12 protein-coding genes are annotated in these 15,239 nt (G+C 33.6%); 10 read left to right on the forward strand and 2 right to left on the reverse strand.

What is annotated here, in order from left to right:
- Positions 1-5 precede the first annotated feature (5 nt).
- From FTU87_RS09335 to FTU87_RS09380, 10 genes are all read left to right on the forward strand, one after another.
- The gene (locus FTU87_RS09335) at positions 6-419 is read left to right on the forward strand and encodes an FdtA/QdtA family cupin domain-containing protein (protein WP_180050547.1); all 414 of its coding nucleotides are present in this window, start codon (positions 6-8) and stop codon (positions 417-419) included.
- 111 nt (positions 420-530) lie between these two features.
- Positions 531-1,622: an acyltransferase gene (locus FTU87_RS09340; protein WP_180097085.1), complete on the forward strand. Its 1,092-nt coding sequence runs from the start codon at positions 531-533 to the stop codon at positions 1,620-1,622.
- Between the two features lie 98 nt (positions 1,623-1,720).
- The gene (locus FTU87_RS09345; protein ID WP_180097087.1) at positions 1,721-2,836 is read left to right on the forward strand and encodes a DegT/DnrJ/EryC1/StrS aminotransferase family protein; all 1,116 of its coding nucleotides are present in this window, start codon (positions 1,721-1,723) and stop codon (positions 2,834-2,836) included.
- Complete coding sequence (locus tag FTU87_RS09350; protein WP_180097089.1) at positions 2,837-4,096, forward strand: O-antigen translocase; 1,260 nt, start codon at positions 2,837-2,839, stop codon at positions 4,094-4,096.
- Complete coding sequence (locus tag FTU87_RS09355) at positions 4,093-4,980, forward strand: glycosyltransferase (RefSeq protein WP_180078354.1); 888 nt, start codon at positions 4,093-4,095, stop codon at positions 4,978-4,980. The genes FTU87_RS09350 and FTU87_RS09355 overlap by 4 nt, the downstream gene beginning before the upstream one ends.
- Positions 4,981-5,130: 150 nt before the next feature.
- Complete coding sequence (locus FTU87_RS09360; protein WP_100329664.1) at positions 5,131-6,273, forward strand: O-antigen ligase; 1,143 nt, start codon at positions 5,131-5,133, stop codon at positions 6,271-6,273.
- A gap of 2 nt (positions 6,274-6,275) precedes the next feature.
- Complete coding sequence (locus FTU87_RS09365; protein WP_180097091.1) at positions 6,276-7,142, forward strand: glycosyltransferase family 2 protein; 867 nt, start codon at positions 6,276-6,278, stop codon at positions 7,140-7,142.
- Positions 7,142-8,293, forward strand: a complete 1,152-nt coding sequence (locus FTU87_RS09370; protein ID WP_005173678.1) for a glycosyltransferase family 4 protein — start codon at positions 7,142-7,144, stop codon at positions 8,291-8,293. The genes FTU87_RS09365 and FTU87_RS09370 overlap by 1 nt, the downstream gene beginning before the upstream one ends.
- 81 nt (positions 8,294-8,374) lie before the next feature.
- Complete coding sequence (locus tag FTU87_RS09375) at positions 8,375-9,328, forward strand: GNAT family N-acetyltransferase (RefSeq protein WP_180083345.1); 954 nt, start codon at positions 8,375-8,377, stop codon at positions 9,326-9,328.
- A gap of 917 nt (positions 9,329-10,245) precedes the next feature.
- On the forward strand, positions 10,246-10,896 hold the full coding sequence (locus FTU87_RS09380) for a sugar transferase (protein WP_034609171.1): 651 nt from the start codon (positions 10,246-10,248) through the stop codon (positions 10,894-10,896).
- A gap of 533 nt (positions 10,897-11,429) precedes the next feature.
- On the opposite strand, the gene FTU87_RS09385 is transcribed toward FTU87_RS09380, so the two are convergent.
- Positions 11,430-12,881: a capsule assembly Wzi family protein gene (locus FTU87_RS09385; RefSeq protein ID WP_180097093.1), complete on the reverse strand. Its 1,452-nt coding sequence runs from the start codon at positions 12,879-12,881 to the stop codon at positions 11,430-11,432.
- A 145-nt stretch (positions 12,882-13,026) separates the two neighbouring features.
- A complete protein-coding gene (locus tag FTU87_RS09390) occupies positions 13,027-15,210 on the reverse strand; it encodes a polysaccharide biosynthesis tyrosine autokinase (protein WP_180097095.1) in 2,184 nt (727 codons plus the stop codon).
- Positions 15,211-15,239 lie beyond the last annotated feature (29 nt).

Genomic DNA, 15,239 nt, shown 5'->3' on the forward strand with positions numbered 1-15,239 from the left:
TCATGATGAATCTTATTGAATGGATTGATTTACCTAATCTGGGAGATCATCGTGGCAGTTTGGTGGTCGCTGAAGCCAATCGGAATATTCCCTTTCATATACAGAGGCTCTACTATATTTTTGGCGCTCAGCCTGATGTTCCTCGCGGGTTTCATGCACATAAAGAGCTTCAACAAATTGGGTTTTGTATTCAAGGCAGCTGTAAAATATTAATGGATAACAGTAAAGAAAAACAAGAAGTGTGCGTAAGTCAGTCCAATAAAGGATTATTAATTCCGCCCATGGTTTGGCATGAAATGCATGATTTTTCTGAAGATTGCATCTTATTGGTATTGGCAAGCGATTATTATGATGAAAGTGACTATATCCGTAATTACGACCAGTTTTTAAAAGAAGCAGATAAAACTTTTATTGCATAGAAAATGAGACTATAAAATTAAGAAAAATAATTCACAAGTATGATGGCTTTGTTACTCGAGAGACTTCAGAAAATAGAATTTTAAATAATAAATATGAAGGAGATGTATGAGATGATTAAGCCGCTTACATCATTGCGTATGTTTTTTGCGCTATTTGTTTTTCTTAGTCATTTGGCCTTTTTAAAAAATGACACACATTATGCAAATATTTTTAACAGTATTTTTGACGAAGGATTTTTAGGTGTCAGTTTTTTCTTTATATTAAGCGGATTTATTTTATCCTATAACTATAAAGAAAAATTTTTTAGAGGAAATGTTTCAAAAAAAGAGTTTTATATTTCTCGTTTAGCAAGAGTATATCCAGTACATATAGCAACTACGGCAATTGTACTCCTGTTGACCTTTAGCCAGTCTGGACAAGGATGGGAATACTTAATTCAACACATTTTTCTAATACAAAGTTTTTTCTCTGAAGAAAATATTCATTTTTCATTAAACTCTCCATCCTGGAGCATTTCCGATGAATTGTTCTTCTATTTACTTTTTCCATTTGCATTTTTAATTTCTGAAAAAATAAGAAGCTATATATTTATTTTTTATCTTATAGGTATTCTGGTTTTGAATATGCAGCTTGATAAAAACCAGAATCACTATTGGTTGTACATTTCACCATGGGTACGTTTTTCAGATTTTTTACTTGGTATTATCCTGTTTGATCTTTATGAGAAAATAAAAGTTAATTATTCTAAAGTGAAGATACCTACTTTTGTATTTGAATCAGGAGCGATTTTACTTTTTGTCTTATTCTTTGTATTTCATAGCAAGATAGATATCAGTTATAGATACTCAATTTATTATTGGTTACCTATGGCCACCATCATTCTTGTTTTTGCATTGTCTCATGTTGTTAATGAAAAAAGTATTATTACCAAGTTTCTATCAAATAAATATATGGTTTTGGCGGGAGAAATCAGTTTTTGTTTTTATTTGCTTCATGTTTTGGAAATACAAGTTTTAAATTATATAAAAAAGATGTTTTTATTTGATATGGATTTAATGTTGTTTTCATTGATTATATTTATTGTGACTTTAATAGCCAGCTTTATAATGTATAAATATATTGAAAAGCCTCTAAATAGAAAGATGAAGAAATTTTTATTAGAGCCAAGTTTTAAATCTAAGAATTATGAACTGAATAAATAATATTGGGGTTTTCACTTTAATTCATATCAAGAGATTAGTTTTGATAAATGTGAAATTAAAAAAAATGAATAAAATTTTTTTATACGGGATTGATAAGAATGATACCTTTTCTTGAGCTAAAAGCAATAAATGCTCAATACCGTGACAAACTTATAGCAGCTTGTACACAGGTCATTGATTCTGGTTGGTATATCTGTGGCAAAGAGTTAGAGGGTTTTGAACGAAATTTTGCGAATTATTGTGGTACAGAGTATGCCATAGGGGTCGCCAATGGATTGGATGCTCTAATTCTGACCCTGCGTGCATGGAAAGAACTGGGTAAACTGAATGAAGGCGATGAAGTGATCGTACCTTCAAATACCTATATTGCAAGTATTTTGGCAATTTCACAGAATCATCTGAAACCGGTATTAGTCGAACCGGATATCCATACGTTCAATATTGATGTTAAAAAAATTGAAGCCGCGATTACCATCAAAACAAAGGCAATTTTGCCTGTCCATTTATATGGACAGCTTGCTGCCATGCCAGAAATTATGGCGCTTGCCAAGAAACATAATTTACTGGTTTTAGAGGATTCGGCACAAGCCCATGGCGCTGAAATCGAGGGTAAAAAAGCAGGGAATTGGGGAGATGCCTCAGGCTTCAGTTTTTATCCAGGAAAAAACCTGGGTGCGCTGGGTGATGCCGGGGCAATTACCACCAATGATGCTGAATTGGCCCATATGCTTAAGGCTATACGTAATTATGGCTCACATGAAAAATATAAAAATCTGGTCATGGGAGTAAATAGTCGCCTTGATGAAATTCAGGCGGCTATCCTGAATGTAAAACTGCCATTTTTAGATCTGGAGAACCAGCATCGTCGTCAGATTGCAGATCTCTATTTAAAAGAAATTCAGAATCCAGCTATTGTGCTTCCACTTAAAAGTATAAATACCGCAACTGATATGCAGCATGTTTGGCATTTATTTGTGATCCGGACCAGATATCGGGAGAAATTACAAAAATATTTGGCAGAGCATGGGGTACAGACATTGATTCATTATCCGATTCCGCCCCATAAGCAGCAAGCTTATAAAGCATGGAATAACTTAAACTTACCAATTTCAGAACAAATTCATGCGCAGGTCTTGAGCTTGCCGATAGGGCCTACTTTATCCATGGATGAAGCAAAGCAAGTTGTTCAGTTATGTAATGGTTTTCAAATATAGATGAACTTACTTCAGACCAGTGTACTGAATGGGGTGGCGGTCCTGATTAAGACCATAACCCTGTTTGTACTGAATAAAATTCTAGCTGTATATCTGGGGCCGACTGGATATGCAGCTTTAGGTCAATTCCAAAATTTTATTCAAATGGTGACTACTTTTGCGGGTAGTGCAATTAATACTGCAGTCATTAAATATACTGCTGAATATCATGAAGATGAAAGCAAACAACGTGCAATCTGGAAAACAGCAGGCAGTATTGTTTTTGTATTTAGTCTGATGTTCGCATTTTTAATTTTAATTTTCCAAAGGCAGCTATCACTTTATATATTTCATACACTTGAATATCAAACAGTTTTTGTATGGTTTGCAGTATTTTTATTATTCTTTAATTTTAATACCCTGTTTTTAGCCATACTCAATGGCAAAAAAGAAATATTAAAGCTGGTACTTGCCAATATTGCGGGTAGTTTATTTGCGCTTATTGTTACGAGTATTTTAGCAATAAAATTACATTTATATGGTGCCTTAATTGCATTATCCATTTATCAATCTATTGCGTTTATAGTGACGTTATTTCTGTGTTATCGAGCGGACTGGTTTAAGTTTTCCTCTCTGTTTGGAAAAATAGACTTAGAAATTACTAAAAAACTTAGTTCTTTTATCTGGATGGCATTGGTCAGTGCGATCTGTGTGCCTTTATCGCAAATCTTAATTCGAGCCTATTTAAGTCAGGAATTTGGCCTGGCGTATGCCGGTTACTGGGAAGCCATGATCCGTCTAAGCACCGTATACCTGATGCTGGTTACAACAACATTGGGAGTCTATTACTTACCGCGCTTGTCAGAACTCAAGATGATTGATGAAATTAAGAAAGAAGTTTATTTAGGCTATAAGTTTCTTTTTCCACTGGCTGTGGCAGGCGGAGTAGTCATTTTTGTGTTGCGTGACTGGATTATCAAGGTCTTATTCAGTCCATCTTTCGCACCCATGCAGAGCCTGTTCTTTTGGCAAATGATGGGGGATGCATTAAAAATAGGAAGCTGGATACTGGCTTATTTGATGCTAAGCAAAGCCATGACCAAACTGTACATCTCTACAGAGATTATATTTACCTTGTCTCTTATTGCTTTGACCTATGTATGTACCCAGCTTTTTGGATTTGAAGGTGTTTCAATGGCCCACTTCATAAATTATGGGATGTATTGGGTCGTCATCAGTTTTTTTATATTTAAATCATTAAAACAAAGAGAGATAATATGATAAATGGCCAAGCTTTAGTTTCTGTCATTATACCAAGTTATAATCATGAAAAATTTGTATGCGATAGTATTCAGAGTGTCATTAACCAGTCTTATCAGAATATTGAGTTAATTGTCATTGATGATGGATCTACAGATTCTTCAGTAGAAAAAATACAAGAACTGATTCCACGATGTGAAAAACGATTTACCCGGTTTGAATTTAGGCATCGACCGAATAAGGGCTTGAGTGCAACCTTGAATGAAGCCTTAGAATGGGCGCAAGGAGAATATTTTTCTTCTCTCGCTTCTGATGATATAATCTTGGAAGATAAAATAAAAATACAATCCGAGTTTTTAAAGCATAACAAAAATTGTATTGCAGTGTTTGGAGGAATATCAGTTATTGATCATGATTCTAATCAGGTAAAAAATAGAATTAAAAAAAGAAAAAACTATAGTTTTGAACAAATTTTATTGTTAGAGCATGAGTTACCCGCCATGACACAACTGATTAGATCAAATGCTTTAAAAAAAATCGGTGGTTATGATGCTGAGGTGAAAATTGAAGACTGGTATATGTGGTTGCTTTTAGCACAAGAAGGGGAGTTATGTTATCTTCCCGTCCTGTTTGCTAAATACAGGCTACATGATAATAATATGCATAAGCAAACCTCTCTCATGCATGATTCAAGAATGATGATTTTAAATGAGTACCAAAATCATATATTTTTTAATAAAGCAAAAAAAAGAGCGTTATGGATAAATGCGTTTGAATTAGGGTTAATATCCAAAAAGAAATCATTAGAAAAAATGCTGGGAATTTTGAGAGAATATCCATCTGAAATTTTGACATATGATTTTTTCAGATTTTTTTACTGGTTATTTATTAAAAAAGAGTTTTAATAAAAATTAAGTTTGATAAATATTGTTAATTTGAAAAATATATTAATAGTTTTAAAAAATTTAAATAAAAAACAATAATATTAACAATATGAAATATTAATCAGTTCTTTTGCTTTTTTAAAGCATCAGATAATATAAAAGGAATAGATAATGATTATTTTAAATGAAAGTAATTCAAAAAATAACATTATTTTTTTAAGTGATAGTAATATAAGAGATAAAGTTGTTATATATCTTGTATTGTTTTCATTTTTTTTATCTCAGTTTTATTTTTGGTCCAGTGGGATTCCTCAGTTTAGTCACATCTTTATTATGGGGGCTATTTTATTATTATTTAATAAAAGTTCTTCAATAAATATTGAATACTCTAATATAATTTTATTGTTTGTCGCATATGCAATTTGTATAAATTTTGCCTGGTATTTAATCGTCCTAGATTCCAGTTATATGATGTCAACTATTTACTGGGTCTTCAATTTATTATTCTTTTTATTAATGATGAACCTGAATCAGGTTCAGATTAATTTTTTCCATGAAAAACTATTATTTCTTATTCCTTTCTCCTATGTCATTGAAATTATTATCTGGGCAAGTAACTTAGGTCGTTATGATTTTGACCCACGATACAATGGTCTTTTTAATGATCCTAATCAAATGGCATTTTGGGTGCTCAGTACCTGTGCAATTTATTTATATATTTCTGGAAGCAACTCTAAAAAAATAATCGTTTATTCTTTGGCCTTGTTTTTGATTTTATTGACCATGTCAAGATCTGCTTCAATTGGATTTTTAATGTTAACGTTAGGATTTATTTTTAGTCAAAAAGGAGATTTAAATAAAAGAATATTTGTATTCTTTGGGACCTTGGTTTTTTTTGGTGTTTTAAGCTACTTTTTATATAACATGGGGGTTTTTGATAATGTTGTATTACGATTTATAGAAGGATTAAATCAAAGAGATAGCCAAGTAGAAGGACGCGGTCTTTTTAGTTTCTTTGATTATCCTCAATATTTGATTTTTGGGGCTGGGCAAGGAGCTTACTGGTTATATAACCCCACAGGCAATGAAATTCACTCAACCTGGTTAGGTATCTTATTTTATTATGGAATTGTAGGCATATTCTTATTTTTAATATTTTTATATCAAATATTCAGGAAACTTTCACTTTCAAACAAAATGATATTATTAGGGCCAATGTTATATGGGTTTACCACTTATAGTGCAAGAACGCTTATTTTCTGGTTTTTGTTGGCGGCTTTTTTACTATTTTCAAATAATAAGAAGGAAGAATAAATATGTATATTTCTATAGGAATTCCATTTTTTAATGCAGAAAAATACTTGGAAGATGCGATTAAGTCAGTACTGGCTCAAACTTTTCAAAATTGGGAATTGATATTGGTAGATGATGGATCAACAGACCGGTCTTTAGAGATAGCCCAATCATTTGTCGATCCTCGGATTCGTATCATTGCTGATGGATGCAATAGAAGATTACCTTATCGCTTAAATCAAATTATTAATGAAGCACAATATGAGATTATTGCACGTATGGATGCTGATGATTTAATGGCAGTAGACCGGCTGGAAAAACAGATAAAAGTCTTAAATGAAAATCCAGAGATTGATTTAGTGGTAACCAGCTTGTATTCGATTGGAAATAAAAATGAAATTTTAGGGAAAAGAATTTATTCTAATCATCAAATGCAACCCAAAGAAATTTTGCAAGGCCTGACCAATTTATTACATCCTTCACTGCTTGCACGGAAGGCGTGGTGTAAAAGAAATCCCTATCAAGTTAATAACTGTCTAGCGGAAGATTATGAATTATGGCTCTCAGCAGCGATAAAAAATGATTTCAATTATGTGGTTATACAAGAACCCTTATATTTTTATAGAGAAGTAGAAAATGTAAAAAAAGAAAAAATGATTCGTGGTTATAATACTCAAATTGAAGTGATCAAAAAATATTATAACAATATTATTTCTGATATAGACAAAAATAAGATTGTATTGAAGTTTGAAATAAAAAAAATGATTGTAAAAATATTAAGTTTTTTGAATTTAATGCATATTTTACATAAGCGCAGGATGACCACTGTTTCAGACGAGGATAAAATTTTTTATGCTTCACAATTAGAACTTATAGGACGATTAAAATAATGATAAATAAAAAAATTATTATAATTGGAACCACTGCATATAATCTTTATGGTTTTCGTAAAGATTTCATGTTGTCATGTTTAGCAAAAAATTATCATGTTTATGCTTTCGTGTCTGAATATAGCAATGACTGGTTAGATAAAATAAAAAATCTTGGAGTGACTCCTATTACCTATAAACTTAGCCGTGGTGGGTTAAATCCATTGACTGATCTACGTTCAACTTATCAACTCATACAGAAAATAAAAGAAATTCAACCCGATATTGTATTTTCATATTCAACTAAGCCGGTCATTTATGCAACTTTGGCTGCTTATAAGAATAAAGTTCCTTATGTCTATGGCATGATTGAAGGCTTAGGTTCGCCTTTTACAATGCATAAACATGGTCAAAGTTTGAAAGCTAAATTTATACGCTTTATACAAGTATCTTTATACAGAATTGTATTTCCTTATTTAGATAAAATTATATTCTTAAATCATGATGATCCTAAGGACTTAGTACAACGCTATAATATTTATCATAAAAAAAATGCCATTGAAGTCTTGGGGCCGATAGGCCTTAATTTAAAAGAGTATGCCTACAAAAAATGGGATAATCAAAAAAGTATATCTTTTATTTTTGTAGCTCGATTAATCGCTGAAAAGGGCATATTTGAGTATTTAGAAGCTGCCAGAATAGTTAAAAAACAATATCCTGAAATACTATTTAAAATTATAGGTGGCTTAGATACTGAAAACCTGACAAGTTTAAAACAGGCAGAATTAGACCGATTGATAGAAATAGGGATTATAGAATATGCTGGCTTCGTCACAGATGTTGATCAACGAATACGTAATAGCGCAGTATTTGTATTGCCATCCTATCGTGAAGGTATGCCTCGCAGCACACAAGAAGCGATGGCTATAGGACGCCCAGTGATTACCACTGATGTTCCAGGCTGTAATGAGACTGTAGTAGATGGGGTGACTGGTTTTCTTATTCCAAAATGGGATATAGCCGCATTAGTGGAAAAAATGATTTATTTTATAGAGCATCCTGAACAAGTAAATAAGATGGGATATCAAGGATTTTTATATGCTAAAAAAAATTTTAATGCAGATTTGATCAATTATAGATTATCCAAAATGCTAGGAATTGATAAGTCTTAAGGTTTTTTTAATAATGATTTTTAAAAATATTATTTAAATTTTATACCTTATAAAAATTTATAATGATAAAAGGAGATTACGGTGAAAGAAGCTGTAAGTTTTCAAATAAAAAAATATGAAGATGCTGATAAAGAGGTATGGAATGAGTTTTTATTAAATTGTAAAAATTATCATTTCATGTTTAATCGGAATTTTATGGACTACCATTCTGATCGATTTGAAGACTTTTCTTTAATGTTTAAAAATGATAAAGATAAAATCGTGGCTTTATTACCTGGAAATATTAAAGATAATATTTTTTATAGTCATCAAGGTTTAACATTTGGTGGTTTTTTGATTGATAGGGATTGTCGTGCTATTGATATGTTAAGTCTTTTTTCTCAGTTAAAAGGTTTTTTAAAAGAAAATTATATTAAAAAAATTATATATAAATGCATACCTAATATTTATCATCATTATCCTGCTCAAGAGGATTTATATGCTTTATTTCTAAATGAAGCAAGGCTCTATCGTCGGGATATTAGTACTTCTATTAACTTACAGGAAAAAATTTACTATTCAAAATCTAAAAAATGGGCAATCAATAAAGCAAAAAAATCTGGATTAACTTATGAAGAAGTCGAACAGCCAAGCATAGTCTGGGAAGTTATTCGTGAAGTCTTAGGTCAACATCATCATCAAAAGCCAGTTCATAATGAAACGGAAATAGATTTATTAAAAAGTAGATTCCCTAATAACATAAGGGCTTATAAATGTTGTTTTGAAAGTCAGATTGTTGCAGCAGCAGTGACTTTTGAAACTGAGAAAGTAGTCCATTTACAGTATTTAGCCAGTAATGATAAGGGAAGGGAAGAAAGAGCCTTAGATATTCTAATCGATTTTTTAATCAATAAAAATATGCAGTCTACTAAGATATTTGATTTCGGTATCTCAAATGAAAAAGAAGGAAAGTTTTTAAATACAGGACTGATTAATCAAAAAGAAAGTTTTGGTGCTCGTGCGATTGTGCATGATTTTTATAGTATAGATGTATAGTGACCTAACTCATATAGAAATACCTCCACCTTGAAGCATAAATCAATACTTTATAAGAGGTGAATTTTCTGCCTCTTTTTTTTTAGTGTTTCATACTGATAATAAACGCCATCAACATTCTAAAAATAAAGTAGTTTACTTTTAAAGCTGTCCAATTTTTTTGGATTTATCTCGTAGAAATATCAATAAGATTTTTATATAAATCTTAGATGTCATATTGAATAAGATTCCTTCTTTTTACTTATCTGGCTTAGACTTGCTTAAAATTAATTAATAAGGTGAATTAATTCACCTTATTTAAAACTATTTTACATTTTGTTACATATTTTTTAGTGTGAGGTGTGTTGTATTTAAAAAATAGATTTTTTTTCAATAAATAGTAACTTTCACAATTATTTATTAAATATATTAAAAGCTCATGAAAAGATATAATTTCTAAAGTGGTTTATTTAATTGAAATTTTATTAAAGTCTTAATTTCTCAATTAAGTGAAATATCATAGAACCTAGTTGTATGATTTTTTTAATAAAGAAAGATTAATCTATAATAAATTGTTAGTTGTTATTTTTTTGATAAACATATTTCTACTTTTAAAAAAATATAATTGTTATGATTGATAAATAGACATATTGAGGTGTTTATTAATGGATCTAAAAAAAGAAAAAAATAAGATCAAAAACGTTGAAGGAAGCAATATTGTAAGGCATAAGCCTTTATTTATTGAAAAAGATAATAGTTTATCAAATAAATATTCTAAAAATATACAGGGGCATAAGAATGGAATAATACAATTTTCCTCAAAGAAGAATGGAGTTAATGAAACAGATAAGAAAAGCTCTTGGCATTATATGGATAAAAAGAATTTTAGTTTAAAAAAATCTTTATTTCCTCATGTTCATTTTTATTCTTTTTCTAATATTTTTACTAAAGAAAAATTATCTAAAAGAATAGTAGATATAGTTATTGCACTAATAGCTTTATTAGTATTATTTCCAGTTTTTATCATTATGAGCTATAAAGTGCGGAAAAATTTAGGCTCCCCTATTTTCTTTTACCAAGAACGCCCGGGTAAAAATGGTAAATTATTTAAAATGATTAAGTTCCGATCTATGAGAAATGCAGTAGATAAAGATGGCAATCTTTTGCCTGATAAATTTCGTATCACATCATTTGGGCAGAAAATACGTTCAACCAGCTTAGACGAAATGCCTCAACTGATTAATGTTTTAAAAGGGGATATGAGTATTGTTGGGCCTCGCCCTCAAATGAAAGAGTTTCTAGAACATTATACAGATGAACAAATGCGACGCCATGAGGTAAAACCGGGTATGACAGGGCTTGCTCAGGTGAGTGGACGCAACAATTTATCTTGGGAAGAAAAATTTGAATTAGATGTGCAATATGTTGAACAGTATAATATTTGGTTTGATTTTAAAATTATGTTCAAAACTGCTAAGGTAATGCTAAGCCAAGAGGGAATTAATGCTCCTGATCAGGAAGTCGGTGCTGCGCGGTTTTCAAAAAAAAGTATTCATGACACTAGCTTATTTACAAAAGAGGTGAAATAACACCAAGCATGGATAAATAAGACTTTCACGAAAGCTAAATGCAGAGTACTGCAAGATTATATCTAAACTATTAATTTTGAGCATAAGCGAGTATTAGCATAATGTACCTATGCCTTCCAGCTACAGGTATCGAATGAGGTACTAGTGAAAAACTGAATGTTAGATTGACAGTTCTACAAAAAATACTAAGTGTATGACAAGTGGGTTGAGACCAATGTGACATTCAGGTTAGAAAATTGATGCTGACGCAAGTGATTAATAAAAGTTATAGCCGGTCCTAAGCTACTGAGTCATATATGAGTTGATAAGTATGTTGATTATTGACCCCTCTCTCATCAGTAGCTGATTTATCAGCGGGCTGGGGTAAATCACTTTTTAAAAGACTGGTTCAGTCGGTGTAGGGCAGCTCGATGCATTACCAGATACTTAATAAAAAACCAGCAAGCGCTGGTTTTTTATTTTCAGTTTCATCAGTATTTTGGGAGGTATGGGAAAGTTGTCGCTATCTCCCGTACTTAAGTGTTGAATAGGTCTTAGTAAGAAAATAAGCCCTTTTCTAAGGGGAATTCGATACCAATTGATACACCGCCATCGTTACCGTGTACATCAGAGTCACCCACCCACCCATTCAGTTTAAGTGGAATGTCTGGGCGTAGATAATGTGTCCAGGTTAGATCTAGCGCTTTTAATTCATCCTGCGCTGGAAAAGCTAAATTAGTAATGCCTCTATCACGTCGATTAGCTGCTTGGTAAAATTTCGCAAATAGGATGCGTGTATTAACACGATTGAGATGATCCAAACGAATATCACCACCTACAGATAGTATTTGGCCATCACCACCCATGGCATGCGCTAGAGGATAGCCATGTTGGTAAAAACCATCAGTGTAGACATGGTGGTTATAGGAAATGCCCTGTACCTTGCCGTTGGTACGAGTGTCTGCCCATTCGGTATACAGTTGGAAAGGCATATTGTTATAACTTGATGAATAATCGACTCCAGCCAAATACATTTTTTTAGCCGGTAAGCCGCCTGCTTCGTCTTCACCGACATATTGTGCATAAATACCCATAGGGACTTGTACTAGTGATTGTAAATTTAACCGGGCATCAAAACCGGCAATTTGGTTAGACTTATCATCATCACTATTATCAAAGTTATCATTGCCTTTAATAGCATTCCAAAGTGTGGACAAGCTTTCTGAACGATCACCGCCACCCCATTGCATAGCCCGTGATGCACCCAGTTCTAAATAAGGCAAGGGTTGTGCAGTGACACGTAAGCCAATCAGTTTGGCATCAGGCACAGCATAGTAATCATCCAGTTGTCCGGCAAAGGCTTGATATTGCCAAGGCCCAATCCAGGCCAACCATTTGTTTGCAAAAGCATTCTGTTCGGCACGCTGCATCGTCACACCATAGACAGGGCGGCTGGCATCACCACGAATTAAACTGCCATCATGTGCAGGACCCCAGTAGGTCGGGATCTGTCCAGCAATCAGCCATTGATTCCATAATTTTCCAGCGATATATGAGCCTTCAAGATTCAAATCTTGATCATTGTCAATCTGTAGATCTTTTTCTGCATTCACACGAATTCTGGCATCCCAGTTCTCGTTACCCGCATTTAGCTCGATACCTGCCTGATATTGCGCTTTTTGCTGATCGCCAAAGGCTTGAGGAATATTCTTTTGATCAGTTTCTGCAAATAAGGATGCTTTGAGCGACTGGTTATTGGCATTCAAATGTGCCCATACAGTATCAATGACTTTTTGCTGAGTATTATTGTTGATTTTAGCTTGAGCAAGAGCACGTTGGATTTCATCACCACTGATGGGCCAAGTCGACGTGCTTATTTGAATAACACCCTGCTGATTGAGCCAGTTTAAATCGGTACGTAAGTTTTGGTCATTTAAAACGATGCCTTGTGCAAAGGCGAGGGAAGAACTTAATGCCAAGGTAGCGAGCAGTGTTTTGGATAACATTCTTGTATATTCTCAGGAGTTTTAAACTATAACCACGATAGGTTTTTTAGTTGATTTTTTCAACAACAATCATTTGCAATAAATGTAAGGAAGGATAATTTCACACCCTGCTCAGACAGAGTGTGAAAGTCGAGTTTAGAATAGATTAGTCATTATCTTTATGTGCAGTATAGGCATAGGCATAATTATAACCATAGCTACCCGCTGCACCTTTTTGTACATCATTGAGAATCACACCATTAACTTTTACATTGGCCTGTTCAAAACGATTCACCGTAATTTCAAGTTCTTTAATTTGCGTTTTTCCATGACGGGCAATCAATAAATTGACCCCTGCATATTGCGCAATAATAATACCATCAGTCACAGCAAGTACTGGCGGAGTATCAATTAAAATATGATCAAAATGAGCAGATGCCTGATCCAGGAAAGCCTTGAATTTATCGGTACTTAACAGTTCAGACGGATTGACTGGACTCTTGCCGCGAGTAACAAAGAACAGGTTTTCTACAGTCGAGTTTTGGACAATATCTTCATAGCTATTTTGAAGATTTAACAGTTCTGCTAAGCCAGGGCTTAGCTCTGCATTGAAATATTTATGCAAATAACCACGACGCATATCACCATCAATGACGAGTACCCGTTTTCCACCTTGCGCCAAAATGGTTGCAAGGTTAACAGTAATAAAAGATTTCCCAATCTCAGGGGCAGGGCCTGACAATGCAATCACATTATTGCTGGCATTCATTAAGGCAAAGTGAATTGCGGTGCGCATACTACGCAGGCTTTCAATTGCAATATCACCGCTGTCTTTCACTGCAAGAATAGGAATATTTTTTCTCTTATTTAGCAGATTATTACGACTCGCTTGAGTTAAAGAACGCGGTACGGTGGCATACACTGGCAGATCCAGCTCATTTTCAATCTGAGCAGCATCCTTAATGCCTGAACGCATCATATTACGTAACAGTGCTAATAATGTACCGAGGAATCCTCCCAGAAAAATCGACAAAATCAGGATTTGTAATTTCTTCGGTTTAATCGGTTGAATGGGTTCAACTGCAGTATCGACAATACGTACATTGCCAATTTCACCGGCTTTGGCAATACGAAGTTGCTGGTATGAATTGAGTAAACCTGTATATAGTTGCTGTTTGACTTCAACTTCACGGAATAATTGTAAGTACTGGCGCTGTAGTTCAGGTAAACGTTTTAAAGTCCCATCCAGCTCTGCAATTTTTTTATTGATTGCACCGAGTTGTGCATTCATTTGCTGCATCATGGGATGTTCATTGGTGTATTTGGAAGAAGCTTCTGCCACTTGCTGTTCTATCTGAGCTTTTTGTGTTTCTAAAGCAATACTTTGGGTTAGATATAATTCTGATTCTTTGGTGACATCCACTGTATTTGATTGTTGACGGAAACGGTTAAATTCACGCTCTGCAACATCCAGTTGCTGTTTTAGCTCAGGTAACTGATCTTCTAAAAACTTGAGTGTTTGAGCCGTTTCTGCAGAGCGGCGCTCAATATTCTGCTGGCTATAGGCGGTAAGGATAGCATTTAGTACTTGCGTAATATGCTTTTTGTCTTCACCTTCATAGTTGAGACCTAATACGCCAGTCAATTTTCCTTTTTCAGCGACGGAATAGCTGGCGGTTAAAGTCTGCATCGCAGCAGGCAAGCTTTGCTTTCGGATATTATAAGCGGCATCGAAACGGTCTTGACTAAAAACACCTACTTTCCAAAGGCCGTATTCAGATGAGGATTGACTGATCTGGTTTAGAGGCGCAGAAAAAACCACCTGTTCAGTTGTCTCATCAGTCAGGCTATATTTGCCTTCTTTAAAACTTAAAATTAAGTTTTTATCCTGGAAATATTGTGGAATATCAAACTGGCGAACATCAAAACTATTCTGATTATCTTTAAATAATACTGATTTTTTTGAGTATTCGGTGCTGTACTTATGCTTGGCCATTAACCGGTTCCAGAAACTGTCTTCTGTACCAGATATGCGAATATTTAAATTTAAATGGTTGATGACTTCGCCGAGCACCAAACGCGATTTTAAAATCTCAATTTCGGCTTGCGCTGGAGATTTTTGGTCGATCATGCCGGATAAATCACCCAATAGTGCAGCTGAAGTACCTTTACTATCTTCAACTTGTACCAATGCATCTACTGTATATGTATCTGGTGTGGTTCTTAAGTAGAGTAAGGCACAGATCAAGCTTAAAATAATGCACAGGGCAATCAGTTTCCATTGCGCAATTAAGGAAAAAAACAATTCCTTGAGGTCAATGGTATCTTCGGTGTTGGCGGTTTGGCTCATAATTTAAATATCAAAAAGTGAAAATATTA

Origin of the sequence: Acinetobacter sp. YH12156, from assembly GCF_013418235.1 — a bacterium.
Classification (GTDB): Bacteria; Pseudomonadota; Gammaproteobacteria; order Pseudomonadales; family Moraxellaceae; genus Acinetobacter; species Acinetobacter pseudolwoffii.

Bases quoted from the DNA above. Each gene is read 5' to 3' on its own strand.
- FTU87_RS09345 (WP_180097087.1), top strand. From the start codon at position 1,721: ATGATACCTTTTCTTGAGCTAAAAGCAATAAATGCTCAATACCGTGAC.
- FTU87_RS09350 (WP_180097089.1), top strand. From the start codon at position 2,837: ATGAACTTACTTCAGACCAGTGTACTGAATGGGGTGGCGGTCCTGATT.
- FTU87_RS09360 (WP_100329664.1), top strand. From the start codon at position 5,131: ATGATTATTTTAAATGAAAGTAATTCAAAAAATAACATTATTTTTTTA.
- FTU87_RS09355 (WP_180078354.1), top strand. From the start codon at position 4,093: ATGATAAATGGCCAAGCTTTAGTTTCTGTCATTATACCAAGTTATAAT.
- FTU87_RS09390 (WP_180097095.1), bottom strand. From the start codon at position 15,210: ATGAGCCAAACCGCCAACACCGAAGATACCATTGACCTCAAGGAATTG.
- FTU87_RS09335 (WP_180050547.1), top strand. From the start codon at position 6: ATGAATCTTATTGAATGGATTGATTTACCTAATCTGGGAGATCATCGT.
- FTU87_RS09340 (WP_180097085.1), top strand. From the start codon at position 531: ATGATTAAGCCGCTTACATCATTGCGTATGTTTTTTGCGCTATTTGTT.
- FTU87_RS09385 (WP_180097093.1), bottom strand. From the start codon at position 12,881: ATGTTATCCAAAACACTGCTCGCTACCTTGGCATTAAGTTCTTCCCTC.
- FTU87_RS09365 (WP_180097091.1), top strand. From the start codon at position 6,276: ATGTATATTTCTATAGGAATTCCATTTTTTAATGCAGAAAAATACTTG.
- FTU87_RS09370 (WP_005173678.1), top strand. From the start codon at position 7,142: ATGATAAATAAAAAAATTATTATAATTGGAACCACTGCATATAATCTT.